This window comes from Paenibacillus sp. SEL1, assembly GCF_054602535.1.
Genome location: NZ_CM137723.1, coordinates 5,154,481 through 5,180,864, shown reverse-complemented (window position 1 = coordinate 5,180,864; position 26,384 = coordinate 5,154,481). Strand labels below are relative to the sequence as shown.

25 protein-coding genes and 1 riboswitch are annotated in these 26,384 nt (G+C 44.7%); of the genes, 20 read left to right on the top strand and 5 right to left on the bottom strand.

The features are described from left to right. Positions 1-49: 49 nt before the first annotated feature. From ACYCSE_RS23640 to ACYCSE_RS23590, 11 genes are all read left to right on the top strand, one after another. Positions 50-529: a hypothetical protein gene (locus ACYCSE_RS23640; RefSeq protein WP_023988985.1), complete on the top strand. Its 480-nt coding sequence runs from the start codon at positions 50-52 to the stop codon at positions 527-529. A gap of 40 nt (positions 530-569) precedes the next feature. After that, positions 570-965 carry a hypothetical protein gene (locus ACYCSE_RS23635; RefSeq protein ID WP_459700226.1) on the top strand — a complete coding sequence of 132 codons (396 nt, stop codon included), beginning with the start codon at positions 570-572 and terminating at the stop codon, positions 963-965. Position 966: 1 nt separating this feature from the next. Next, positions 967-1,521, top strand: a complete 555-nt coding sequence (locus tag ACYCSE_RS23630) for a hypothetical protein (protein ID WP_322160835.1) — start codon at positions 967-969, stop codon at positions 1,519-1,521. Then, positions 1,508-2,497: a hypothetical protein gene (locus tag ACYCSE_RS23625; protein ID WP_459700223.1), complete on the top strand. Its 990-nt coding sequence runs from the start codon at positions 1,508-1,510 to the stop codon at positions 2,495-2,497. The genes ACYCSE_RS23630 and ACYCSE_RS23625 overlap by 14 nt, the downstream gene beginning before the upstream one ends. Before the next feature lie 371 nt (positions 2,498-2,868). Continuing rightward, positions 2,869-4,422, top strand: coding sequence for an ABC-F family ATP-binding cassette domain-containing protein (locus ACYCSE_RS23620; RefSeq protein WP_023988981.1), 1,554 nt, complete (start codon positions 2,869-2,871; stop codon positions 4,420-4,422). Between the two features lie 92 nt (positions 4,423-4,514). Then, a riboswitch (TPP riboswitch) is annotated at positions 4,515-4,623 on the top strand. A 265-nt stretch (positions 4,624-4,888) separates the two neighbouring features. Next, positions 4,889-5,482, top strand: a complete 594-nt coding sequence (locus tag ACYCSE_RS23615; RefSeq protein WP_459700220.1) for a thiamine phosphate synthase — start codon at positions 4,889-4,891, stop codon at positions 5,480-5,482. A gap of 64 nt (positions 5,483-5,546) precedes the next feature. Continuing rightward, the gene (thiO, locus tag ACYCSE_RS23610) at positions 5,547-6,695 is read left to right on the top strand and encodes a glycine oxidase ThiO (protein WP_459700218.1); all 1,149 of its coding nucleotides are present in this window, start codon (positions 5,547-5,549) and stop codon (positions 6,693-6,695) included. After that, on the top strand, positions 6,692-6,895 hold the full coding sequence (gene thiS / locus ACYCSE_RS23605) for a sulfur carrier protein ThiS (RefSeq protein ID WP_061831499.1): 204 nt from the start codon (positions 6,692-6,694) through the stop codon (positions 6,893-6,895). Before thiO ends, thiS begins: the two co-directional genes overlap by 4 nt. A gap of 2 nt (positions 6,896-6,897) precedes the next feature. Then, positions 6,898-7,665 carry a thiazole synthase gene (locus tag ACYCSE_RS23600; RefSeq protein WP_254349647.1) on the top strand — a complete coding sequence of 256 codons (768 nt, stop codon included), beginning with the start codon at positions 6,898-6,900 and terminating at the stop codon, positions 7,663-7,665. Continuing rightward, positions 7,662-8,723 (top strand): ThiF family adenylyltransferase, encoded by a 1,062-nt coding sequence (locus tag ACYCSE_RS23595; protein WP_459700217.1) that lies wholly within the window; start codon positions 7,662-7,664, stop codon positions 8,721-8,723. The genes ACYCSE_RS23600 and ACYCSE_RS23595 overlap by 4 nt, the downstream gene beginning before the upstream one ends. A 142-nt stretch (positions 8,724-8,865) precedes the next feature. Next, positions 8,866-9,558, top strand: a complete 693-nt coding sequence (locus ACYCSE_RS23590; RefSeq protein ID WP_459700216.1) for a response regulator transcription factor — start codon at positions 8,866-8,868, stop codon at positions 9,556-9,558. A gap of 66 nt (positions 9,559-9,624) precedes the next feature. On the opposite strand, the gene ACYCSE_RS23585 is transcribed toward ACYCSE_RS23590, so the two are convergent. Together ACYCSE_RS23585 and ACYCSE_RS23580 are read right to left on the bottom strand one after the other, a co-directional pair. Continuing rightward, positions 9,625-10,122, bottom strand: a complete 498-nt coding sequence (locus ACYCSE_RS23585; protein ID WP_459700215.1) for a C40 family peptidase — start codon at positions 10,120-10,122, stop codon at positions 9,625-9,627. 280 nt (positions 10,123-10,402) lie between these two features. Continuing rightward, positions 10,403-11,044 carry a thiamine diphosphokinase gene (locus ACYCSE_RS23580; RefSeq protein ID WP_459700214.1) on the bottom strand — a complete coding sequence of 214 codons (642 nt, stop codon included), beginning with the start codon at positions 11,042-11,044 and terminating at the stop codon, positions 10,403-10,405. A 141-nt stretch (positions 11,045-11,185) separates the two neighbouring features. Between ACYCSE_RS23580 and ACYCSE_RS23575 the strand changes: the two genes are divergently transcribed. After that, on the top strand, positions 11,186-11,650 hold the full coding sequence (locus ACYCSE_RS23575; protein WP_029517442.1) for a low molecular weight protein-tyrosine-phosphatase: 465 nt from the start codon (positions 11,186-11,188) through the stop codon (positions 11,648-11,650). A 139-nt stretch (positions 11,651-11,789) separates the two neighbouring features. On the opposite strand, the gene ACYCSE_RS23570 is transcribed toward ACYCSE_RS23575, so the two are convergent. Further along, positions 11,790-12,524, bottom strand: coding sequence for an alpha/beta hydrolase (locus tag ACYCSE_RS23570; protein ID WP_061831494.1), 735 nt, complete (start codon positions 12,522-12,524; stop codon positions 11,790-11,792). Positions 12,525-12,779: 255 nt separating this feature from the next. On the opposite strand from ACYCSE_RS23570, the gene pdhA reads away from it, so the two are divergent. The 8 genes from pdhA to ACYCSE_RS23530 all read left to right on the top strand — a co-directional run bounded on the left by pdhA (position 12,780) and on the right by ACYCSE_RS23530 (position 24,167). After that, entirely contained in the window at positions 12,780-13,847 is a 1,068-nt protein-coding gene (pdhA, locus tag ACYCSE_RS23565; protein ID WP_013310511.1) for a pyruvate dehydrogenase (acetyl-transferring) E1 component subunit alpha, read from the top strand. A gap of 100 nt (positions 13,848-13,947) precedes the next feature. Continuing rightward, positions 13,948-14,928 (top strand): alpha-ketoacid dehydrogenase subunit beta, encoded by a 981-nt coding sequence (locus ACYCSE_RS23560; RefSeq protein ID WP_039271308.1) that lies wholly within the window; start codon positions 13,948-13,950, stop codon positions 14,926-14,928. Positions 14,929-14,962: 34 nt separating this feature from the next. Continuing rightward, entirely contained in the window at positions 14,963-16,576 is a 1,614-nt protein-coding gene (locus ACYCSE_RS23555) for a 2-oxo acid dehydrogenase subunit E2 (RefSeq protein WP_459700211.1), read from the top strand. A gap of 3 nt (positions 16,577-16,579) precedes the next feature. Next, positions 16,580-18,001: a dihydrolipoyl dehydrogenase gene (gene lpdA, locus ACYCSE_RS23550; RefSeq protein ID WP_061831492.1), complete on the top strand. Its 1,422-nt coding sequence runs from the start codon at positions 16,580-16,582 to the stop codon at positions 17,999-18,001. A 254-nt stretch (positions 18,002-18,255) separates the two neighbouring features. After that, complete coding sequence (thyA, locus tag ACYCSE_RS23545; protein ID WP_013310507.1) at positions 18,256-19,050, top strand: thymidylate synthase; 795 nt, start codon at positions 18,256-18,258, stop codon at positions 19,048-19,050. 17 nt (positions 19,051-19,067) lie between these two features. After that, complete coding sequence (locus ACYCSE_RS23540) at positions 19,068-19,556, top strand: dihydrofolate reductase (RefSeq protein ID WP_459700209.1); 489 nt, start codon at positions 19,068-19,070, stop codon at positions 19,554-19,556. A gap of 236 nt (positions 19,557-19,792) precedes the next feature. Then, positions 19,793-21,280: a glutamate synthase subunit beta gene (locus tag ACYCSE_RS23535; RefSeq protein WP_459700207.1), complete on the top strand. Its 1,488-nt coding sequence runs from the start codon at positions 19,793-19,795 to the stop codon at positions 21,278-21,280. A gap of 529 nt (positions 21,281-21,809) precedes the next feature. Then, entirely contained in the window at positions 21,810-24,167 is a 2,358-nt protein-coding gene (locus ACYCSE_RS23530; RefSeq protein ID WP_459700206.1) for a type IA DNA topoisomerase, read from the top strand. A 69-nt stretch (positions 24,168-24,236) separates the two neighbouring features. Here ACYCSE_RS23530 and ACYCSE_RS23525 read toward each other — a convergent pair whose 3' ends face one another. Both ACYCSE_RS23525 and ACYCSE_RS23520 read right to left on the bottom strand, forming a co-directional pair. Then, positions 24,237-25,001: an HAD family hydrolase gene (locus ACYCSE_RS23525; RefSeq protein WP_029517450.1), complete on the bottom strand. Its 765-nt coding sequence runs from the start codon at positions 24,999-25,001 to the stop codon at positions 24,237-24,239. A 66-nt stretch (positions 25,002-25,067) separates the two neighbouring features. Then, the gene (locus tag ACYCSE_RS23520; RefSeq protein WP_061828235.1) at positions 25,068-25,985 is read right to left on the bottom strand and encodes a hypothetical protein; all 918 of its coding nucleotides are present in this window, start codon (positions 25,983-25,985) and stop codon (positions 25,068-25,070) included. Between the last annotated feature and the right edge of the window lie 399 nt (positions 25,986-26,384).

The window sequence follows — 26,384 nt, the reverse complement described above, 5'->3', positions numbered from 1 at the left end:
AAAGTTCTATTATGACTAATACAAAATAACAAGCTGAGGAGAGAAAAATATGAATAACGCATCAACAGCTTTAAAGGTAGCCGCTGGGATATTTTTGACCATCGCTCTAATTACGATTGTAGTTATACTGTTTATTTCAGCCCAGGAGGCGACTAAAACGGCACAAAACAATTTTGCTGATATCCAGACCGAATTGTCTCAAGCCTCTTTTACGGTATATGACGGCACAACGATTAGCGGTTCCCAGGTGACCAACGCGCTACGGAAGTTTCAGGGGAAGGACCAATTCGGCATTCAGATTAAAACCGGTAAAAATATGGCAGGCCAGTGGTACGGTAATGCTCTGAACATTAGCCCAGACAGTGAACAGTATGGCGCAGTGAATGGTGGCAGTGATAAGACTGGGAAAATCACGAATACGCTTAATGAGAAAGAGAATGAATACGTAAATCCAAGTGGCAAATTCAAGGCTGAAATCGTAAAGGACAAATCGAACGTTGTCCGTGGGTTGTTGTTTACCCAGTCCTAAGCACTACAGCAAAGATAATAATCATAAGGGGGATGAGAGTATGTCTGATCACGCTTCAAGTATGCTGCGGCTTGGTGTGTCAGTTATTCTGTTCATAACCGCATGTGTAACGGCAGCAGACTTGTCCAGCCAGCTGGATGGTGCACTGGAATTAAGATCACAGCAAGAGGAGCATTCTGAAGGGCGAATAGCCCGTACTGCTCGGGTGGAATTGCCGGAACGGATTAAAGGAGCTCAGGTCATACAGGCAATTCGCATGAACTTACAGGAGGGGATTTCGGTTCAAGTCGACGGGACAGAGTACGATGTGTATTCTGAACCATTTGAGCCTGATGTATCTGCCCTGGATGCTTCCTCTTTATATTCCATGTATCCACAGCGTAATGGGAATGGGGACATAACATCTGTACGTTTTGAGAAATTGGGGGAAGACTGAAGTGGTTCAAACAATATCCAAGTTGTTGGGGACGCTGCTCGCTGTATTGCTTTTGTACATCGTACCCGCAGTTCAAGCTGCTGAACGGCAGGATGATATATCCGGGTTAAATACATATCATTCAACTGTACGTTTTGTTGATATGGTAAGAACCAAAGGTTACATTACACCGACGATGTATAACGATTTTATGCGTGATCTGGAACTGACAGGCAATACGTACGAAGTTGACTTGGAGCATATGCACAAAAAGTATGTACCGGACTATGCGGATGCCGCGAAGCCAGACAGTTTCCTAGGCAACTATGAAACTGTATATGATGGGTACTATAATCCGCAAATCTTGCCTGTACTGTTTCCTGACAATCAGCAGCCAAAATCAGATCAGACACGTCGGTATACCTTGATGGCCGGGGATTATTTTACGGTCCGGTTACATAATACGAATCGGACTCCTGCGAACTTGTACAAATCATGGCTTCTCGGTGGGGCAGATAGCGGCAAGCCGGCAGTTACAGCTTCTTACGGGGGCATGGTTCTGAATGAAGATTACTGATTTTGCAGTCATATTTATACTTTTGTTTTTGCCCTTTGGTGTAGTTAGTGACTTACGGGTGCAGAATCAGCGTGAAGTGCAGCAGCTAGAAATGAAATATACGTCAGCTCTTCGTACCGCAGTTCAGGATGCAGGGGTCGTGCTCTCACAGAATGAACGTCAGGAACGCGAGGCCGGATACGGATCGGATAAGTTTTTTCGTGTAGATAAAGAAGCAGCGCTGAACACGTTCCTGCATACCCTTTTTCTTAATGTAGGCATTGATGAGGATATAGTAGCACAACGTGCATTATTGGATTATATACCAGCCATTGTAATTCTGGATTATGACGGTTATTATGCGTTCACTTCAGAAGCCTATACAGACGAGCGTGGACAAGCTGCTATTGCCCACAAATGGAGCGAAAAAAAGCCATATGCTATTGTTGATTCAGTAGGCAACAGTGTGGGGTTCAGCTTGGATAATTATGTGCACGCATACGATGCGCGGAATCACAGGTGGGTGGAGGGCTTTCAAAAGGAACTTCAGGATCAGACTCCTATATCTTTACTGAATAATTCAGAAACTTTTGAGCAAATACGTCGTTCCACTATTGTTGGCAGCGTTCAAGAGGACCTGGCGCGAATGATTAATGTCCATAACGAAAAAGCTGCACGTAACGGCATATCCTATACATTCACACTACCGATCATTCCGCAAGAGGAGTGGTACAACACGATAGATGATGTGGGTCTGATCGCGTTTATCCAAGGCATTCCGGTCGGAGACAGGTATTACAATAACTATGGATTTGGTGGTGGGAGAGTCGTCAGAAAGCAAGACATTATCGGTGGCATAGAACCAGATACTAGAATGAAATATTTTTATAGAGATTCATGTCCAGCTCCCTTTAAAGCGAGTGAACGTTTTACGGATGAAAAATCTGCAGCAGCTGCGGGATACTTTGAGTACAAATGTTATAATGGCTTAAAATAATCACCCTCATGGGTGGTCAGAGTGTCGAGAAAGTCCAGAGGACTTTTCGACACTTCTATTTTTATATGGGGAGACGCATCTTTTAAAACAAAAATCGATTTAAAACGATCTGAGGACCCTAGTTTTTAGACCACTAAGACAGTTTTAAACCCCCTGCAAAAAAACAGGGGGTTTCTCGACAATCTGATCACCCTCATGGGTGGTTTTTGTTTTTTTAGGCAGATCCATACCAAAAAACCTTAAAATTCACTGTTTTCAATATTCCGATATGGTTGTAGAATGTGCTACAATAAAGCTTTGAAAGAAACGAAATGCATATGAAATAAGAACAGTCGGCAGCGCCGATGACAATAAGGAGCCAAAAACAGCTTATGAGTTTATTGACTGTAGAAAATGTATCCCACAACTTTGGGGACCGCGCATTATTTAAAAATGTTTCCTTTCGATTGCTTGCGGGGGAACGTGTAGGTTTGGTAGGAGCTAACGGTGTTGGTAAATCGACACTCATGAACATTCTCACTGGAAAATTGCTTAAGGATGAGGGTAAAGTGGAATGGACTCCACGTGTACGTTACGGTTATCTGGATCAGCACACCAAGCTGACACCGGGCAAAACGGTACGTGATGTATTAAAAGACGCTTTTCTTCCTTTGTTGGAATTGGAAAAGGAAATGATGCAGATTACTGACAAAATGGGGGATGCTTCTCCTGAAGAGTTGGAAGTGTTGCTGGAACAGATGGGTGAAATTCAGGAGCAACTGGATATGGGCGATTTTTACCTCATTGATGTGAAGGTTGAAGAAATGGCGAATGGACTAGGTCTGTCGGCCATAGGACTGGATCGGGATGTATCTGCACTTAGCGGCGGGCAACGGACAAAGGTGCTTCTTGCTAAATTGCTGTTGGAAAAGCCGAATGTCCTGCTGCTGGATGAGCCTACCAACTACTTGGATGTAGAGCATATTGAATGGCTTACGCGCTATTTGAAGGATTATCCCTATGCTTTTATCCTTATTTCACATGATACTGAGTTTATGAACCAGGTCGTTAATGTTATTTACCATCTTGAATTTGCCAAGATGACCCGTTATTCAGCTAACTATGAAAAGTTTCTTGAAATGGCGGATCTGAACAAAGCTCAGCATATTGATGCTTATGAGAAGCAACAGGACTTTATAAAGAAACAGGAAGATTTTATTCAGCGTAATAAAGCGCGTGCTTCTACCTCAGGCCGAGCAAAGAGCCGTGAAAAGCAGCTTGATCGGATCGAACGTATTGATAAGCCTGAAGAAGCCGCAAAACCAACCTTTCAATTCAAAGAGGCACGTGCAAGCGGAAAGACGGTATTTGAGGGTATTGATTTTGAGATTGGTTATACACATGCCCTTTTGCCTAAGATGTCCATGACGATTGAACGTGGCGAAAAAATTGCAATTGTCGGCTACAACGGTGTCGGTAAATCGACATTGCTCAAAACCATATTGGGAAAAATTCCGCCAATCAGTGGAAAAACCTATCAAGGTGATTTTTTGCAGCCCGCTTATTTTGAGCAGGAAGTAAAGGCAGAGAAAATTACACCGATTGACGATGTGTGGAATGAATTTCCGCATTTGAACCAGCATGAAGTACGAGCGCATTTGGCGCGCTGCGGTTTGAAAAATGAGCATATCACACGTCCGCTATCTGCGCTTAGTGGTGGAGAACAGGCTAAAGTCCGTCTTTGCAAACTGTTAATGCGTGAAAGCAACTGGGTATTGTTCGATGAGCCTACCAACCACTTGGATGTTAAAGCAAAGGATGAGCTGAAACGTGCCTTGAAGGAATACAAAGGGACCGTATTGCTTGTATCTCACGAACCGGACTTTTACGAGGATTGGGTAACCAAAACGTGGAATGTGGAAGAGTGGTCAAGTAAAGTTAACTAAAATCAGTTAAATCCAGTTCTGCGATTTCACACGAAGTGGGGTTTGCAGAATTAGGAAAATATGCTAAGCTATCTTTAGCTTATACAATAAAATAGTCACACTAGGGGAGCCGCCCATGCGGCTGAGACGGAATAAATGGATTTCGGACCCTTTGCACCTGATCTGGGTTATGCCAGCGTAGGGAAGTGAGCGCCGTACAAACAAGGCAACACCATCTTTATTTTGTTTGTGCGTGGGACGATACACGTATACGGATATCATGGTCCGTTCGATTATTGGACGTTCGTTAAACCACTTCCTTGGGGAAGTGGTTTTTTTGCGTTTCGTTCACTTTAAGTTGTTCGAGCTTCCGTAGACGGATTCACATACAATCCCCTTTCATTACTGCTGGTAGACGTGGCTGGCTAAGCTTAGATCCTTTAATCCAATGTGAGGTGAAGACAAAATCGAATTACACGCAATTTCGATGGAAAAGGGCACTTTTGCACAAGCCGCCCGAGTGGCTGCTATGATTTGTCCGTATGTTCATTATGTACACGCACGTTTAAAACAGAATGGTGCCTCTGCATTGCTTTCTTTGACTCGCAGCATGGTGGAGCAGGAAGTTCCTTTGCAACAAATTGTAGTAAATGATCGTGTGGATGTAGCTTTACTTACTTTGGTTGGAACCGTCCAGCTACCAGCTAATGGATTACCTGTTGTGGATGTGAAAAGCCTACTTTCAAAGAGTACACGCTGTGGAGTGTCTGTGCATTCCTTGGAGGAGGCGCAGACTGCCGAGCAGGCAGGAGCAGACTATGTACTTTATGGTCACGTATATGAGACCCATTGTAAGCCCGGTATTGTACCGCGGGGTTTAGCTCAGCTTGAACATATTTGCAGACTGTCGAACATTCCGGTGATCGCGCTGGGCGGCATACAACCGTACCATATCCCTGAGCTTTACATGGCCGGAGCAAGCGGTATTGCGGTGATGTCTGGTATATGGGAGGCTGAGTCGCCCGTTGCAGCTGCGATGGAATATAGGCAAATGGCAGATCTTGTAGTTCACAGCCTGTAGCGAGAAAACGAGAGTAGAGGCAAGTTGAAAGCAGAATGGTTTATGGAGAGGAGACACGGAACAAATGCTAAAGATACACACAGAGGCAAGAGCGATAGGACATGCTGAATGCTTGGTCATAGGTGGAGGTGTCATCGGCAGTTCCATTGCTTATCATGTGGCCAAGGAGGGAAGAAGTACGATCATGCTGGAACGATTGATCCCGGGTGAGGGAGCCTCAGGAGCAGCGGTTGGAATGCTGGCAGCGGAAAGTGAAGAGTTCACCGACTCTGAGCTGGCACGATTTGCTCGCAGAAGTCGAGATGCATTCCCTGAGCTTGTCTGTGATCTGGAGCGTTTGTCGGGTATTTCGGTGGAATTCCGTACAGAAGGATTTGTGACCCCTTTCCGTACGGAAACTGAGGGCCAAAAACGCTGGAAAGCTTCTAAAACGCGAGAGGATGATTGTCCTATCTGGTGGGATGCGAGGGAATTGGCCCGACGAATTCCAGGTTTGGATGAACAAGCGATCGGAGCAATATATCGTTCAAAGGAGACACAAGTGGCTCCTGTCCAGCTTTGTCGTGCTTATGCAGGTGCTGCTGCGGTGCTGGGAGCAACGGTATGGTCTGGTACACGGGCAGAGCAACTGGTCATACAGAATGGTCGAGTTTGCGGTGTCCGAACAGATAGCGGCTTTTTTTCCTGCGATCAGGTCATTATTGCTGGAGGCTTGGATAGCATGAAATTACTGGCGCAGGTTGGGTTTGAATATCCACTTTATCCGGTCAAGGGCGAAGCGGTAGCGGTCTCCTTGAAGGATCACCCATTAGAATACACCATTTATGCTGATGATATTTACCTCGTGCCTAAACAGTATAACGAGCTTTGGATTGGGGCAACGAGCCTTCCGCATCAATATGACGAACAAGTGACCGTAGGAGGCTTGGAGGGCTTGCTGGCACGTGCCTCTGCCTGGCTGCCGCGCGTCCGTGAAGCTTCTTTTATACGCACTTGGGCGGGCTTACGTCCGCAGGCTGCATCAGGTCACCCTTTTATAGGCACTGTTCCTGGGGTCGAGGGCGTATATGCTGCGGTCGGGCATTATCGCAACGGTGTCCTGCTGAGTGATGCTACCGGGCGTGCGATGGCAGCTATGCTTAATGGAGCTGGTGCAGCAGAACTTGGGATAAGTAGTTTTTCTTCTGAGCTCTTCAAGGAGAAAAGCTTATGAAGCTGACGATTAACGGCCAGAGCATGACCTTTTCTAATCGAATCACTCATGTGAATCAATTGCTACATGAGCTTGATGTAAAGGTGAAAACCGTAGTGGTGGAGCTGAATCGGCATATATTGAGCCGTGAAGATCATGATGAAGCGGTACTGAAGGATGGAGATTGCCTAGAGATTGTACATTTTGTGGGAGGCGGTTGATTATGTTAACCATTGGAAAAGCATCTTTTACCTCGAGGTTGTTGTTGGGAACAGGAAAATTCTCTGATCTGGATATCCAATCCCAAGCCGTAGAGGCTGCTGAGACGGAAATATTGACGTTTGCTGTACGGAGATTGAACTTGGAGGAACGGGATAAGCAGCATTTTCTCGATATGCTGGATTTGAGCCGGTATACACTTCTTCCCAACACAGCAGGGGCTACAACAGCAGAGGAGGCGATTCGTATTGCCAAATTGGCAAAAGCCTCCGGCCTGTGCGATATGATTAAGGTGGAAGTCATTGGGGATAGCAAGACACTGCTCCCTGACCCTTTTGAAACGTTGAAAGCTAGTGATAAGCTGTTGGAAGAAGGCTTTATCGTGCTGCCCTACATATCGGACGATGTGATTCTAGCAAAGAGGCTACAAGAGCTTGGAGTACACGCCGTTATGCCTGGAGCTTCACCGATTGGTACAGGACATGGTTTGCTCAATCCGTTTTCATTAGAGCTAATTATTGAACAGGCGGAGGTTCCGGTTATTGTCGATGCGGGTATTCGCTCACCCGGTGACGCGGCAATGGCGATGCAGTTAGGGGCAGATGCTGTTTTGTTGAACACAGCCGTATCAGGAGCGAAGGACCCAGTAAAAATGGCCGAGGCCATGAAACTGGCTGTTCGTGCTGGAAGGTATGGTTTTGAGGCGGGGATGATTCCTGTAAAACGTTACGCTTCAGCAAGCAGTCCGACAGAAGGTATGGTTCAGGCATGAAGGTAACTGACAAATCCGGTGCAGGAGAAACACATCCAAGTGACCGTTATTCCAGACAGGAAAGATTCGCGCCCTTTGGACCGACAGGACAACGCCGGCTTGCTTCTTCACATGTACTAATCATAGGTGTCGGAGCGTTAGGTACAGGTATTGCGGAAACACTCGTTCGCGGGGGCGTAGGTACAGTGAGCCTCGTAGACCGGGATTATGTGGAATGGAGCAATTTGCAGCGCCAGCAGCTTTTTCAGGAAAGTGATGCTGCGCAAAGATATCCCAAAGCAGTAGCTGCTCAGCGAAGATTAAAGGATATTAATTCTGAAACGGTTATACATGCACATGTACTGGATGTTGGGGTGGAAGAGCTGGAAGAGTTGATCCAGGGGGTAGATCTCATAATGGATGCAACCGATAATTTCGATACCCGACTTCTTATGAACGACATGGCACTCAAGCATCGGATACCTTGGATTTATGGGGGATGTGTGGGCAGCTATGGTGTAACCTATACCATCTTACCGGGTCAAACGCCTTGTCTTCACTGTCTGCTGGAAACTGTACCGTTTGGTGGAGAAACCTGTGATACCGCCGGGATTATTCCGCAGGCCGTACAGATGGTCACGGCTAACCAAACTACGGAAGCTTTCAAACTTCTTGGTGGATATCCAGAAGATTTGAGAGGAAAGCTGCTTTCGTTTGATTTGTGGAACAATGAGTATGTTACGATAGCAGTAGATAGCCTTAAAAAGGCGAATTGTCCTTCTTGCGGCAGCCAACCAACGTATCCCTATTTGTCGGCCTCTCATCGGCAGAAAACAGATATTTTGTGCGGCAGGGACACCGTTCAAATTAGACCAGCAAACCCGACACCTCTGAATCTTGAAGAAACAGCAGATCGATTTGTTTCATTGGGAGAAGGAAAGGTAGAGCGGAATCCGTTTTTGGTTTCCTTTAGTACAAGCGAGCATCGCTTAGTTGTATTTGCAGATGGCAGAGCGTTGATTCATGGGACAAAGGACGTGGCAATAGCAAGAAGTCTGTATCATCGCTATTTGGGCTAAATCATAAGAGCAGAAGACCATTCTTTGAAGAATGATTTTCTGCTTTTTTGTTACAATAATATAGATATGCTTTAATGGCTTACAACACAAACTTGTTCGTATCCAATATGTAATGCTATGTCCAAACCAGGTGGGTGAAAAGATGAGCCCGTTAATTTTACTTGTGGATGTAAATGAAGCGTCTCCCGTATTTGTTCATCCATTGGAGCAGGCAGGTTATCAGGTGGTTCATGTTAGCAATACGACAGATGCAAGCTCTTATGTAGCCCATAATCCTGTGGATTTGTTACTACTCAATATAGAAGATGAACCGACGGATTCACATGGTTTGCTTCGCACATTGCAGCAATACCATCCTCATGTCCCGCTATTTGTTATGACTTCATCAGATGAGGAGGACCATATTGTTTCCTGCTTTGAACAAGGAGCACATGACGTGCTCGTTCTGCCCTTTTATCCTAGAGTTTTTCAGGCTAGGGTGGCTAATTTATTGCGGATTTTTGGTATTGAACGTGATGTGAAAAGGGCAATCGAGGCGGGTGACTTACATATAGATAATGCAAGCAGAATGGTGAGCAGAGGGGAACAAAAGCTGGAATTAACTCCGAAAGAATTTGATCTTTTGCTTCATCTGGCGATACATCTTAACCAAGTTTGTAGCAGACAGCAAATTCTGAAGGATGTTTGGAAACATGATTATATCGTTGATACGAACGTAGTAGACGTCTATATCAGACATTTGAGGGTTAAAGTAGATAAAGGATATAAGTTTAAAATGATCCGTACGGAACGTGGGATTGGCTATTCACTCAGAACACCAACCGTATCAGAATAGCATAAGGCATATAAAAAAAGCCGGAACTTTTCGTCCCGGCTCGCATATTTCATAATAAGTTTCAAACTACAGCACGCGGCGTGCTTTAATGTATGTTCTTTTCCAGTTGCCAGAGTTCAAATCGGAGATAGTCACGCCAGGTCCGCCGTAAGTGTGTAGAATTTTACCCCCGCCCATATAGACTGCTACATGGGTAATGTTGCGACCCGTGGCACGGCTACCGCTTGAAAAGAACACTAAGTCCCCTTTTTTCAAATTGGACTTGGATACGGCATGTCCAACTTTAGACTGTTGAACAGAAGTACGCGGCAAATTCACTCCGTATTTCTTGAATATGTGCTTCATGAAAGAAGAACAGTCAAAATTGCGCGTCGTGCTTGTGGAAGCTCCAAACTTATAGGGAGTGCCCATATATTTTTCGCCGTAGTTAATTACTTTTTGGCCAACAGAAGTAGTAGTGGCAGCCTGTGCCGTATTTGTTCCCTCAATTGCAAAAGTACCAAAGCCGATCGTGGCTACGACCCCTGCGATAATTACCTTTTTTATGATTTTCTGCATATTCATGTTGTAAGTACCTCCAGAAATTGATTTGTGCAATATTTTGCTGAGTTGCTAACTAACTGACAGCGTTGAGTATAACAGTTTTGAAGCCGCCTAATAGTTGGAAAAGAACTCTCAAATGCTTGAGGGACAAGACTTACACAGTGATTATTAAAAAACGATTAAAAATTACAATTTGTTAAAAAAATATCGATTCATAGATCTCTACAAACGGAAAAACCCTTATTAATCAAGGGTTTTGAGTGAAAAAACAATTTAAACAATGGTTACAACAATGTCATAATTAATCCTTGCTTTGAATAACGAGTAGTAGACCGCTTTTGATGGAAATCGTACCTTTTGGAGCCGTTAGCTTATTACTGACAGCACGTGATTGTCCCATTTTGAGGGTGGCATTATGTAGTGGATACATAAATCCTTCCAGTTGTATGCCTGTTACTTCGGCAGTCATAGGAAGCAGCGATGTATATGTATAACCCATAGGCTGGATCTCAAGCGTTGAGCCGGTGAGCTCAATATAATTATGTGCGTCCATAATAGCGCAACTAATATGATGCTGCATTGCACGTACCAATATTTGAACATTAGCCAATGTGTGGTCCATCCGGGTGCCAGTCACACCAAGCAGCAGTACATGATCTGCCTGTTCGTCCATAGCGATTTCCAAAGCAAGCTCAGTATCTGTTAAGTCTTTAAGTACTGGATCGCACGCAATCATACTTCGGCTTGCTGATTCTACCTTTTCTTTTTCCTCTGGTGTGATCGAATCAAAATCTCCTACAGAGATATGTGGTGTAATACCGTGCTCGATCAGGAAAAGTGCACCTTTATCTGCACCTATAATAAAATCATCGGGTTGTATTTGATGTAAATCTTCTTCATTAAGACGACCGCCTGAAAATACAATCGCTCGTTTTTTTGTCATAATCAACATCCTTTCTTTCTGATACGATCCTATATATACCATCGTTTTTAAGTATACCGCGTTAAATATGGCTTGCACAATTTTGGAGGACATGGCTACAATGAAACAGAAAAAAGGAAGTGTAATAGGAAGGAGAACGAAATGATTAACGTTTTGTTTGTGTGTTTGGGTAATATTTGCCGCTCTCCGATGGGGGAGGCAATACTGAGACATAAAGCGCAGGAACGGGGATTGGGCGCAGAAATCGGGGTGGACTCGGCCGGGACAGGCGACTGGCACATCGGAAATCCCCCGCATGAGGGAACACTAAAGCAACTTAAACTGCATGGAATCAGCGAACAAGGCATACAGGCGCGGCAAATAACGGGCCGTGATTTTGATGCGTTTGATTATATTGTGTGCATGGATGACTCTAATGAACGAAACATGCGAAAGATTGCAGGTGGAGCGGAGGCTGATATTCTAAAATTTATGGATTTGCTTCCTCAAGAAAAATTAAGAGAAGTACCCGATCCATATTTTACAGGGAATTTTGAAGAGACCTATCGATTAATGGACGCAGGCTGTGACGCCTTGCTGGACAAGATCGTAGAAGAAAAGCTATAATGTGAACGACAGATGACGGCAATAATTGCCGTTTTTCGTTATACTTTTTTGAAAGCGCAACCAAATTGCATTAAAAAATGAGGAAGGAGCTTTATGACCTAGTAGGTCAATGCTCCATTCCCTATAGAAGAATTTTTACTCAGGCGCGATCCAAAAAATACATTAGCGCGTCAGGCAACTCGTTTTGCCAAAAGCCCCACAAATGTTTGCCATCCTTTTCACGGTAAGAAACTTCAGCGTTCCGTTCGCGCAGCAAATCTGCACATTGACGGTTAAGTTCTACAAAGTTGTAAATGCCAGTATCACTCTCAAATGCATCTTCCTGAAGGCCAACCGTCATCCACACCCGCAAATGAGACAGATCTTTCTCACGGGCGATGATTTCCTGCGAAGCTTCATAGTAAGCACCTGAGAGGCTGATAATGCGGTTGAACAGCTGAGGATACATCAAAGCCAAATGCAGAGACACACTGCCTCCCAGTGAATCCCCCGCCAAAATGCGGGACGCTGCATCTTTTCTTATAGGATACTTTTGCTCCACATAGGGAATAATCTCTTCTGCAAAACAGGTGGTATACGCCTCAAAACGATTGCCAAAGGGAGCGTACTCCTGAGTTCTGATTTTGGTATTCACTTCCACACCTACAATAATGAAGGGTTCGACGCCCTCATCTAGAATGAGGCGGTTGGCGTGAGTTGCAATGCGGCCAAAATTGAAAAATTCTTCTCCGTCCTGACAGTATACGACCGGGTAGCTCAATATTTCATTATAGCCGGGCGGCAAATATATCCGGAGAGTTCTGGTCTCGCTAAGAAAGCGGCTGTTTACTTCGTCTTTAAGGATGGTTCGTTTTAAATACCGAGAATCCGTCATTTTTCGTCACCTTTCTTGGGTATTATTTTGCATTCGGGATCACAATAAGTTAAGATTACCCTGATTGCAATAGATGTTTAAAATTTCAATCATGTACTAAGCTGTTATAGTAAAAAACATACCCTGTTACATACACAAAAATGTGGTAAACTCAAAAAAAATAACTAAATCTTTGACGCGAGCGATATAACAGGTGTATAATAATCCTATAACAGCGGAACTTGATATTCAAATTTTTTTGTTGAGGTGAAGAAAATGAGCAAGGTTCCTTATGAAGTTTACACAGAGGAAGTTGAGGCGCTGTCCGTACTTTCTCCGGATGGTGAAATTATCAATAAAGATATGTTGCCTAAACTTACAGATGATCAATTGAAAGAAATTATGTATCGAATGGTATTTACACGTACTTGGGATGACCGTGCCGTTAACTTAGGTCGTCAAGGACGTCTCGGTTTCTACGCTCCGGTATCCGGACAAGAAGCAACCATGATTGGTAGCGAATATGCGCTCCAAAAAGAAGACTTTATTGCTCCAGGCTACCGCGATATTCCGCAAATCGTTTGGCATGGCCTGCCATTATACCAAGCTTTCTTGTATTCCCGTGGTCATCAACACGGCGGCCAAGTGCCGGACGGTGTTAATGTACTGATGCCGCAAATCATCATTGGCGCGCAAATTTTGCATGCTATGGGTATTGCTATGGGTTACAAACTGAAAAAGCAAAAACAAGTCGCCATTACATATACAGGTGACGGCGGTTCTTCCGAAGGTGATTTCTACGAAGGCCTGAACTATGCTGGTGTATACAAGTTGCCAGTTATTTTCTTTGTGCAAAACAATGGTTACGCGATCACGACTCCATTTTCAAAACAAACGGCTGCTCTTTCGATCGCTCATAAAGCAGTAGCTGCTGGTATTAAAGGCGTGAAAATTGATGGCATGGACGTGCTTGCAGTTATTAAAGCCGTTCAAGAAGCTGCAGAGCGTGGACGTAATGGTGAAGGTGCTACTTTAATTGAAGCCGTAACGTACCGTTTCCGTCCGCATTCCCTTTCTGATGATGCAACAAAATATCGTTCTAAAGAAGAAGAGGGCGAATGGAATGCGAAAGATCCAATTGCCCGCTTTGCGAAATACCTTGAGAAAAAAGGCCTTTGGACTGAAGAAGATACAGCTCGCGTAAAAGAAGAAGCTAAGGCAAAAGTGAACGAAGAGATCAAAAAAGCCGAGAAAACAGAGAAAATGACAATTCCTGGCCTGATCGATAGCATGTTCGAAACAACGCCTAAGCACTTGGAAGAACAAAAAGCTGATTTTAAATAATTGAACTTGAAAGAGACCGGGCGGTAACCCGATCCGGTCTGCTTTTCGATTGACCTGAACTGAAATTGATCTGTCAATGTTTAAGGAGGAAATGAAGCAAATGGCACAAATGAACATGAAAGAAGCGATTCGTGACGCACTGCGCGTAGAGTTGAAACGCGACCCTAACGTCCTGCTTTTCGGTGAAGACGTAGGTCATGTAGGTGGCGTATTCCGCGCTACAGAAGGTCTGCAAAAAGAATTTGGCGAAGAACGTGTATTCGATACTCCGCTGGCGGAATCCGCAATCGGGGGTCTTGCTGTGGGTCTGGGTATCCAAGGCTTCCGCCCTGTAGCTGAAATCCAGTTCGTAGGCTTTATCTTTGAAGCACTCGATCAAATGGCAATTCAAGCATCCCGTATGCGCTACCGTTCCGGTGGACGTTACAATTCTCCAATCGTATTCCGTACACCTTTTGGTGGCGGTGTTAAGGCAGCCGAGCTGCATACAGATTCCTTGGAAGGCCTTCTGGCTCAAACACCTGGTATCAAGGTTGTTGTTCCTTCCAACCCTTACGATGCAAAAGGTCTTATGATCGCGTCTATTCGCGACAATGATCCAGTATTTTTCATGGAGCATTTGAACTTGTATCATGCATTCCGCGCTGAAGTTCCTGAGAATGATTACACAGTTGAACTGGGCAAAGCTAACGTAGTTCGTGAAGGTTCCGATGTGACGATCATTACTTACGGTATGATGGTGCACACTTCGGTTAAAGCTGCTGATGAGCTGGAAAAAACAAAAGGTATCAAAGTGGAAATCATTGATTTGCGTACCATTAGCCCGATTGACATTGATACCGTTGTTGCTTCTATTCAAAAAACCAACCGTGCTATCGTGGTTCAAGAAGCGCAAAAGAGCTCCGGTGTAGCTGCTGAAGTTATTGCACAAATTAACGAAAAAGCAATCCTGCATCTGGAAGCACCTGTTCTGCGTGTAGCAGGCCCGGATACCGTTTATCCTTTTGCTCAAATTGAAGATACTTGGTTGCCAACGCCAACACGTATCATTGATGCGGTTAATAAAGTATTGGAATTTTAATTAAAGCACACCGTAAATTTGGGAGGTTTTAAACGTGGCTAAATTTGAATATAAATTCCCGGAGCTAGGTGAAGGTCTTCACGAAGGCGAAATCATCAAGATGCACATCAAGCCCGGCGACAAAGTAACAGATGAAGATATCATCATGGAAGTACAAAACGATAAGGCTGTAGTTGAAGTTCCTTGTCCGGTTAATGGTACAGTACAAGAAGTATTTGCCAAAGACGGTGACATCTTTAACGTAGGTCAAGTCGTAGCTGTAATTGATGCAGAAGGTGAACTTCCTGAACAAGAAGAAGCACCAGAAGCACCAGCTGCTAGCCCTGAGCCAAGTGCTGCTGCACAAAGCGGAGCTGCAGGTACAGCTAGATTTGAATATAAATTCCCAGAGCTGGGTGAAGGTCTTCACGAAGGCGAAATCATCAAGATGCACATCAAGGCCGGCGACAAAGTAACAGATGAAGATATCATCATGGAAGTACAAAACGATAAGGCTGTAGTTGAAGTTCCTTGTCCGGTCAATGGCACAGTACAAGAGGTATTTGCCAAAGACGGCGACATCTTTAACGTGGGTCAAGTCGTAGCTGTAATCGCTGCAGAGGGTGAACTTCCTGAACAAGAAGAAGCACCAGCTGCTGCTAAACAAGAACAGGATGCTGCACAAGGCGGAGCTAACACTAAACCAGCTGCAACTCCTGCTGCTTCTAACAAAGATGTACTAGCTACACCTAGCGTCCGCAAATTTGCTCGTGAGCAAGGTGTAAACATCGCTCAAGTGAGTGGCTCCGGCAAAAATGGTAAAATCACCAAAGAAGATGTAGAAGCTTTCAAAAATGGTGGAGGCCAAGCGGCTGCACCAGTAGCGAAAGAAGCTGCAAAAGCACAAGAGCCTGCTAAGAAAGAAGCGAAAGCTGCAGCAGCATCCGCACCAGCAGCAGATCTACGTGCTGAGGAAGAGCGCGTACCATTTAAAGGTATCCGCAAGGCTATTTCCAATGCTATGGTTAAATCGGCTTATACGGCTCCGCACGTTACGATTATGGATGAAGTAGATGTAACTGAACTGGTTGCTTTCCGTACTCGTATCAAACCAATTGCTGAGAAGAAAGGCACAAAAGTAACATACCTGCCATTCATCGTAAAAGCTTTGGTTGCTGCTTCCCGTCAATTCCCGGCTCTGAATGCCACAATCGACGAAGAAGCAAACGAAATTGTCTACAAAAAATACTACAACATCGGTATCGCTACAGATACAGACAACGGCTTGATCGTTCCTGTTATCAAAGATGCTGATCGTAAGAGTATCTGGATGATTGCTGATTCCATTCGTGATCTGGCTGTGCGCGGTCGTGATGGAAAATTGGCTGCGAACGAAATGAGAGGAAGTACAATTTCCATCACTAACATCGGTTCTGCAGGCGGTATGTTCTTTACTCCAATCATTAACTTCCCTGAAGTTGCGATTTTGGGTACTGGCCGCATCAGTGAAAAAGCAGTCGTGAAAAACGGTGAAATTGTAGCCGCTCCAGTAATGGCTCTTTCCTTGAGCTTTGACCACCGTATTATTGACGGTGCAACTGCTCAAAACTTCATGAACTATATCAAACAGCTGCTCGCTAACCCTGAGTTGCTTGTTATGGAGGTGTAATCAATGGTAGTAGGAGACGCTTCTCTGGATATTGACACATTGGTTATCGGTGCGGGTCCTGGCGGCTATGTAGCTGCCATCCGTGCCGCACAATTGGGACAAAGCGTATTGATCGTTGACAAATCTGAGCTGGGCGGTGTCTGTCTGAACCGTGGATGTATTCCATCCAAAGCTTTGATCTCTGCAGCTCACCAATACGAAGCAGCTAAACATGGCGAGTCCTTCGGTATTACGGCTGAAAATGTAAAAGTAGACTTTGCTAAAACACAAGAATTCAAAAACGGTGTTGTTAAAAAAATGACAGGCGGCGTAAGCGGCTTGCTCAAAGGCAACAAAGTTGAAGTTTTCAATGGCGAGTGCATGTTCATCAACGAAAACGAAGCGCGTGTATTCAACGAACATGAATCACCACGTTACCGTTTTAAAAATGCAATTATCGCAACAGGTTCCCGTCCAATCGAACTGAAACCATTCCCATTTGGCGGACGCATTCTGTCTTCTACAGAAGCATTGAACCTGCCTGAAATTCCAAAAAGCCTGATCGTAATCGGTGGTGGATACATTGGTGCAGAGCTTGGACAAATGTACTCCAAATTCGGTTCCAAAGTAACGATCATTGAAGGTATGGATACAGTGCTTCCTGGTTTCGACAAAGATATGACTTCGATCGTTGCGAAAAGCATGAAGAAAACTGGTATCGAAATCTTCACTGGTGCTAAAGCGGAAAGTGCAGAGCAAACAGATAAAGACGTAACGGTGAAATTCTCCGTTAACGGCGAAAGTAAAGAAGTAACTGCTGATTATCTGCTTGTAACTGTTGGACGTCGTCCAAACACAGACGGTGAACTGGGTCTGGATCTGATCGGCGTAGAACTGGATGAGCGCGGAATGGTGAAAGTTGATCACCAAGGACGTACTAGCATTCCTCACATCTTTGCAATCGGCGATATCGTAGCTGGTCTTGCTCTGGCACACAAAGCTTCTTACGAAGGTAAAGTGGCTGCTGAAGCAATCGCAGGCGAGCCGTCTGTAGTAGATTACAAATGTATGCCAGCTGTCGTTTTCACAGATCCAGAATGCTCCAGCGTAGGCTACACAGAGACAGAAGCCAAAGAAAAAGGCTACAATGTCAAAGTTGGCAAGTTCTCTTATGGAGCAAACGGTCGTGCGGTTTCCCTGAACGCTGCTGAAGGTTTTGTGAAAATCGTAGCTGACGCTGACACAGGTCTGGTACTGGGTACGCAAATCGTAGGTCTGGAAGCTTCCAACCTTATTGCTGAGCTGGGTCTGGCGATTGAAATGGGTGCTACACTCGAAGATATCTCCTTGACTATTCATGCTCACCCTACATTGGGCGAAATCGTTATGGAAGCAGCGGAAGTCGTGCTGGGTCATCCGATCCATGCATTGGCACCACGTCGCTAATACCATTTTTCATTATCTCGTTTTTGGTTTTCATACATGACAAAGAGAGGCAAGGAGCGCTATATCTGCGCTCTTTGTCTCTTTTTTTTCAAACTTTAGGATTTTCAGGACTACTATGAAAATTCACACAGTACATGGTCAACGAAGCACCGTACATGATAAACTAAATATAGATATTGGTGCAGAAAAAGAATTTTAAAGATTAGAATCTGGCGATGCCAGGTTTTTATTCATGCTCAAAGGAGAGGAATAACGTGCGCAACTATTTGGAACTGCTGGAGGATATTTTAGAGAATGGAGTAAAAAAAGAGGATCGTACAGGAACGGGGACACTATCTGTTTTCGGAAGACAACTCCGTTTTGATCTGGCCAAGGGCTTTCCCTTGGTGACCACCAAAAGAGTTCATTTGAAATCCGTTATTCATGAGCTGTTATGGTTTTTGCGGGGAGATACCAACATTTCTTATCTCAAGGAGAACGGAGTTACCATTTGGGATGAGTGGGCGGACGAGCAGGGGAATCTGGGGCCTGTATATGGATCGCAATGGCGCTCGTGGGAAACAACAGACGGGCAACATATTGATCAAATTGCGAATGTCATAGAGGCAATTAAAAACAATCCGGACTCACGTCGACACATCGTCAGTGCTTGGAATGTGGCAGAAATCGAATCCATGAAGTTGCCGCCATGTCACTTTGTATTTCAGTTCTATGTAGCTGGAGGAAAGCTTTCCTGTATGCTAACAATGCGTTCTGTGGATACCTTTCTAGGGCTGCCGTTCAACATCGCGAGTTATGCATTGCTTACGCATATGGTTGCACAGCAGTGTGGTTTGGAGCCCGGCGAATTTATTTGGTCAGGCGGCGATGTGCATATTTATTCAAATCATATGCAACAAGTGCATACACAGCTGGAACGTGATCCTTATCCGTTGCCTCAGTTAAAAATTCTGCGCAAACCGGATTCGATCTTTGATTATACCTATGACGATTTTGCTTTTGAAAATTACGAGTATCATCCAGGGATTAAGGCGCCTGTCGCCATCTGATTAGGGGAGGTGGAAAAATGGGCATTTCAATGATATGGGCTATGGCACAAAATGGTGTGATTGGCCAGGATAACAAACTTCCCTGGCGCCTCCCTAGAGACATGGCCTTTTTCAAAGAGCAGACGATTAATAAAACGGTACTCATGGGGCGCAAGACGTGGGAATCCTTTGGAGGAAAAAGCCTGCCAAACCGACGTAACGTCGTCTTGACTCGAGATCAGCGCTATCGGGTGGAAGGTGCGGAAGTGATTCATTCACTGGAAGAAGGGCTCCAATTAGCAAAGCAGGAGGAGCTAATGGTCATTGGAGGAGCAGAAATTTATGCACTGTTTTGGCCACATGCCGATCGGCTGATTGTGACTCGGATTGAGGAGACTTTTGAAGGCGATACAACGTTCCCCGAGCTGGATTGGAACGGTTGGAATATAGTTAGTGAGACTCCGGGTATCAAGGATGACAGAAATCCATATGAGTACCGTTTTGTTGTTTACGAGAAAACGGAATAAGAATAGACTGTATCCGACCCCACTCATTTGAAAAATTAATAAACCATATAAAAAATCCTTTTGGTGTTGATGCAAAAAGTTGCATAAGTTTTCATTACTTTTACGCTGTATTGTGATACAATAAATCAAATTCAACGAGAACAGACCCTTTCATAATACAACAGACAAATTCGAATTTGACTTAAATTCTGAATGGATGATCGGGGTTCATAAGCGAAGAGATGGGGGAACGTAACATGTCTACACCAACTGGATTTATGGAATACACACGACAGCTTCCTACAGACCGGGACCCGGCAGAGCGTATAAAGGATTGGGAAGAATTCCATAAGCATATGTCTGAAGAAGAGCTGCGTACCCAAGGGGCGCGTTGTATGGACTGCGGAACTCCTTATTGTCATACGGGGATGGATATCATGGGAGCAACTTTAGGCTGCCCGGTTCATAATCTCATTCCGGAATGGAACAATCTCGTATATCGTGGTTTGTGGAAGGAAGCGCTAGAGCGGCTGCACAAAACGAATAACTTCCCGGAATTTACAGGTCGTGTCTGTCCTGCACCATGTGAAGGTTCGTGTACAGTCGGCCTGATCGGACAGTCTGTTACAATTAAAACCATTGAAGAAGCTATTATCGAAAAGGGTTTTGAGGAAGGCTGGGTTGTCCCTAATCCGCCAGAAAAGCGTACAGGCAAACGAGTGGCTGTTGTCGGTTCGGGTCCGGCAGGTTTGGCTGCGGCTGCACAGCTTAACAAAGCAGGGCACAGCGTGACTGTGTATGAGCGTGCAGATCGTGTGGGTGGATTATTGATGTATGGCATACCGTCCATGAAATTGGATAAGAAGGTTGTTCAGCGGCGTGTGGATTTGCTGGAGGCTGAAGGTATTCAATTCATCACAAATACGGAAATCGGCAAAGATATCCCTACCGATCAGTTGATTGCTGAATATGATGCTGTTGTCCTATGCGGTGGTTCTACGAAGCCAAGAGAATTCAACATTGAAGGTAGCGATTTGAAGGGTGTTCATTATGCGATGGATTATCTGAATGGTACCATCAAAAGTTACTTGGACTCCAATCTGGAAGATGGCAACTATTTGTCTTCCCAAGGTAAGGACGTTATTGTAATCGGTGGCGGTGATACGGGTTCGGACTGTGTAGCTACTTCTTTGCGTCATGGTTGTCGGAGTGTCACTCAATTTGGCACACACACCAAAGCGCCTATGGAGCGTGACCCGATTGCCAATCCTTGGCCACAATTTCCAAACGTGTATTCTCTTGATTATGCACAGGAAGAAGCTAAGGCGTTGTTCGGAGAAGATCCACGTGAGTTCTCCATCATGACGACCAAATTTGTAGGTGATGATAACGGTAATCTGAAAGAGCTGCACACCATTCAAATTCAACGGATTGTTGATGAAACGGGGCGCAAAATCTATCAACCGATTCCAGGTACGGAGCGCGTATTCCCTGCACAAATCGCTCTTATTGCCATTGGATTTGATGGTCCTGAGCAAACGATTGTAGAGCAAATTGGTTTGGAGACGGATCGTCGTTCCAACGTTAAAGCACGTTATGGAAAATATGTTACTAATGTGGATAAGGTTTTTGCTGCAGGTGATATGCGTCGCGGACAAAGTCTTGTCGTGTGGGCTATTAATGAAGGTCGAGAAGCTGCACGAGAAGTTGATAAATACCTCATGGGCGCTACCGTTTTGGTGTGATTATAAATTTTATGTTACGGATCAGTCAAAGCTCCATCCTTCGGATGGGGCTTTATTGTATTTCAAGCTGAGTCTGCCAGAAGCGAAAAATGAATAAATGATTATTGAGCTGTGAAACATTGTGAAATATATGTTATATAATATAACTTAAATTTAATCGTATCACCATATATTTCTTATCTAAATTGATCATAACATAAAAAGGGGTGTTTAGTGTAGATTTTTTTATAGAAAAAAGGATTATTTCACAAGAAAATTAAATAAAAGTCGATTCTTATGTAATATAAATTAACATATACATAACTTTTGTTGACTGTATAAAATCATGACCTGAGAGAACCATGGTATCTATGGTATAATACACGTATATTGTTGAAGCGTTTGACTAAATGAATTTACAAAGGAGCTTTCGTCGGGAGAAGGCTCCTTTTGCATGAGGCCGGGATACCTGTGTTTTCATTAACATTCCATGTATATGTATGATTCATGGAGGAGAAACAGAAGGCCGTCAGGAAGGAATGGAGTATGAATGAAGACGTTGATTATTGCTGAGAAACCAGATATGGGAAGGACGATTGCCGCCGTTATGGAGCCGCGGGCGAAAAATAACCGTACCTATTTGGAAGGGGAGAAATACATTGTAACCTGGGCGATCGGACATTTGCTGGGTTTGGCTGAGCCGGATGCATACGATGCTAAGTACAAACGATGGAATATTAAGGATCTTCCTATTATCCCTGAGCAGTTCAAAATTGTACCGAATCCGAAAACAAAGGATCAGCTGAAAATAATTGGTGAACTGGCTAAACGCTGCAATGCCATCGTAAATGCTTGTGATGCTGGACGGGAAGGGCAATATATTTTTGCGTTGATTCAACAGCAATTGAAGTTGCATCAGCCAGTTAAGCGACTGTGGATTTCAGATTTGACAGCGGAGAGTATTGCGAAAGGCTTTGAACGATTGCGAGATGCTTCAGAGTTTGAATTTCTGACTCAAGCTGCGAGGGCACGAAGTGAAGCGGATTGGCTGATCGGAATGAATGCTTCCAGAGCGTTCACAACACGTCATAATACACTGCTGTCAGTAGGACGGGTGCAGACTCCCGTGCTGGCACTGATTCATGACCGGGAAAAGGAAATTGAGGCATTTCAGTCTCAAACCTTCTATGATGTGTGGGCTGAATTCAAGCAAGATCAGATCAAGTACAAAGGTGCGTGGCAGGGGGATCGGCTGACGAACCCAGAGGAAGCTGAGGCGATCGCGGCAGCCGTTCGCGGAAAAACGGGTAAAATCACCAAATATGACACGAAGCAGACAAAAGAGTATCCTTTTAAATTGTACGATTTAACGCTACTTCAACGCGAGGCGAATGCCAAGTACGGTTATTCGGCCAAAAAAACACTAGATGTGGCCCAAGCGCTTTATGAGCGTCACAAGGTCATTTCCTACCCTCGTACTAATTCTAACTATGTAACAGAGCAAAATATAGACGGCATGCACAAGGCGCTACGGATGCTGGGGACAGGTCCTTATGCTGATCTGGTACAACAAGCCAACCCCAACTTGGTCCATAAACAGAATAAATCGGTCTGCAATCCATCTCGTGTTGAGGATCACCATGCTATTCTGCCAACGTTAAAAAGACCAGGTACGCTAAGTAAGGAAGAGAAAAACGTATATGACCTGGTTATTCGCAGGTTTTTGTCACATTTTTTTCCGCCTGCTGAATATAAAATGCATACCGTAATGACGCAGGTGGACAAGCATCTGTTTAAAACAAATATCAAAGAGCTTCTTTCCTTGGGATGGAAAGTGGTTTTAAGTAAGGTTGACCAGGATAAAGGTAAAAAGAGCAAATCATCGAAAAAAGAGGATGAAGAGGAAACGGACGAGTGGACGGACAAGAAGTTTGAGATTGATGCGGGACGTCCGGTGGAGTGTGTTCGTGCTGAGATGAAAGAAAAGGCAACTCAGCCCCCCAAAAGCTACACGGAGGGTACATTGCTTAAGGCGATGGAAAGCGCAGGCAAACAGATGGAGAATGAGGAATTACGTGAGGTCATGAAGGATGCCGGCTTAGGCACACCTGCCACACGGGCTGCCACAATTGAACGATTGAAAAAGGTTGGCTATATTGAAATGAAGGGCAAAAAGATTCTTATTACGGAAAAGGGAAAGATGGCTATTGATCTGATCCGTCATGCCGGGGTTGATCTATTAGCCTCGCCCGAGATGACAGGTCAATGGGAACGTCGTCTACATCAAATTTCCAAGGGTGAGGCGGCTCAGGAGAAATTTATGGATAACGTTAAAAGATTTACGTTGTCCATCATTGACAAGGTGAGGCAGCAGCCACCGGCTCCGGCAGATGCCTTTGGCGAGGAAGCAAGGGGGAAGCGGGCAGCTGGAAAAGAAGGCGCACGTAGCGCACGTGCGAGTGGACGCACCGCCGCCAAGGGGGTGGGGCGTGCTACATCAGGACGCGATGGTAACGCTGGAAGCGCAACGCTGGAGCAAGCAGCACCACCAGCAAGTCGTGCTGCGGGAACAGCAGGTTCCGTTGCACGCAGCTCTTCCGACGGACACTCAGGCATTTCAGTGAGCCAAAGGCAAGCTTTGGGTAGCTGCCCATGCTCTAATTGTGGCGGAAGCATTATTGAAGGGCGTAAAGGGTATGGGTGCAGCCACTACAAGCAGGGCTGTGGTTTTGTCGTCTGGAAGGAATATGCTGGCAAGCAGATTACCGAAACGATGCTCAAGTCTCTGTTGACAAAGGGACAGACGCAATTGTTGTCTTTTAAGCGTAAAGATGGATCGACCGTCAAAGCGCGAATTATTCTGAATGAACCAGGTACAGGACAACTTAGCGTTCGAGAGGAATCCTGAGACAGGGTTTAGACCACTATTTTGGCTGAATCAAAGGTTGAATAACAATTTAAATACAAAAAAGGGACCCTATCCGAGGGTCCTTTTTTGTTGATGTAATTGTATGCTTTCGTGGATAACCCGTGGTACTTCCGTCAGCTTCTGTATCGTATACATCACGGAGTTCACGTTTTTTTGCAATTCAACCATATTGTAAATCCATTCCTTAGGCTGCTTGAGATAGACAGCATGAATACCTGCAGCAAGGGCTGGAGATACATCAGTGCGTAGAGAATTCCCGATCATCCAGGTGATGCTTCGGTCCAAGCGATTCATCTGGATGATTTCTTCCAGTGCTTCGACATTTTTATGCTGACGAATGTAGATGCGATCATCAAAGTAGGTAGCCAGTTTCATTTGTTCAATCTTTCTTTCTTGAATGATCTGCTCACCACCAGTATAAAGATGAAGGGAATGCCCTGCTTTTTGGAGGGAGTTCAGCGTTTCGACCATGCCTGGATACGGTTCGATTTCCTGTTCGTATACACTTCGGCCAAGAGAGCGAAGCTCCTGCTCTTCCCGTGAATCGAGACGGCGTCCGAATTGTTCCGAGAAAAATTGGTACGTATCTATCAGAGATTGTGGGAAATGCTCGCTGGCAAAGCCCACCTGATGAACTCCAGCCACATCAATTTCGATTTGTTTTTCACGAATCGTATTTTTCGTTAGGTTATGAGTTGCAAACCATTCCTGAAGCAAATCGAAAAAGTGGTTGAGGATAAGGTCAAAATACTTGTTGCAGTGGACTAAGGTGTCATCAAGATCAAATAAAATGTGCTGCTTCGGATACGACATGATGCATACTCCTTCCAAGCCAAAGCTTTAACGCTGCTTCGGTTATAACTAAAAGTACAATTCAAATTACAATCCAATATAGGATTCCAAAAATACCTGTAAATCAGCCGCGCCATCGGGACGGATGCTGAATTTTTCCTTATGATAACGTCCGATGTGAATACGGAGCAGACCAGCCACTCGTAAAATCATCATATCAGACATGAGTGTATCTTCCAAACGGCTCAAATCGTGGCGCATGTCTTCGAGAGACTTAGGACCTTGAGCTACATAACGTAGAATTCGCAGCCGCTGCGGATCATTGACCGCACGAGTAAGCCGTAGCAGAAGCGTAGGCGGTTCTTCCTCGCTCTCCTCGGGGATATCTACCGGATACTGGATCAGAAGTGTGCGGGTATAAAAACAGTATGAATTAATCGGGCGATTATGGACTACCGGAAATAGGACTACTGTATCCAGGTCTTCCACGTGTGGCACGACTAGTCCAGCTGTCGCATATTCAACCAGTGCTTCCGGTTCCATCTTACTCAGCAGCATGCGCTTTTCCGCAGCGTCTTCTTCTGCCAACACACGTAGTTCGCCTTCCAAGGCCCGAAAATAATCACGATCCCACAATCTAAGGAGTGGTGCGTATACCTTACGAATGCGTAAAGATTCTTCAAAGGTTAAAAAAGGGATATGCGGAACGAGCAGCTCAAACATATCTTTATCCGGACCGTGGTCCAAATAAGAGATATAATCAGATATTTCATCCGATTCCGGTCGAAGTAACGCCCAGGCATAGAGTGCGTCATAATCGCTAAAAGGGCAATCCTGAGCTGTAGCAAGCTCAGTACGAACTTCATGTTGTAGTCGTGCATCTACCTTGTCGATCCATTCATGGCCCAAGTCCATATCTTGGACCCACTTTTTAGTCACATAGGCCATGAAGCTGCCGAGCAATTCATAAATTGGAGAAGTGTCTATTTTAATTTGATAACTCATGGAACCAATGCCTCCTATTCTGTCTTCTAGCCCAGAGCGGTGAACGTAATTAAGCCCGTCCATAAGCAAAACATGAGCATTTTAATAATTGCTCACTTATTTATTATGGCTTGTTCTGCCAGGGATTGTCCACTATAATATGAAATAGTGCGTTGTGACGTGAATGGGTTCGGATTGAACATACGAGGCTCCTTAACCGAAGGAGTCGGATACATACCAGACAAGCTCTTTCCGTAAAATCGTCATCTCAGATGGCGATTTTTTTCTTCTATTCTTTAATACACTAATTACACCTGAATTTGTATATGTGATTTGCCGGTTTTGCAGGACGGCATGGAATACATAGTGATAAGAATTATTATTGATTATGGAATCAAATGCAAATCATTTCTTAACATT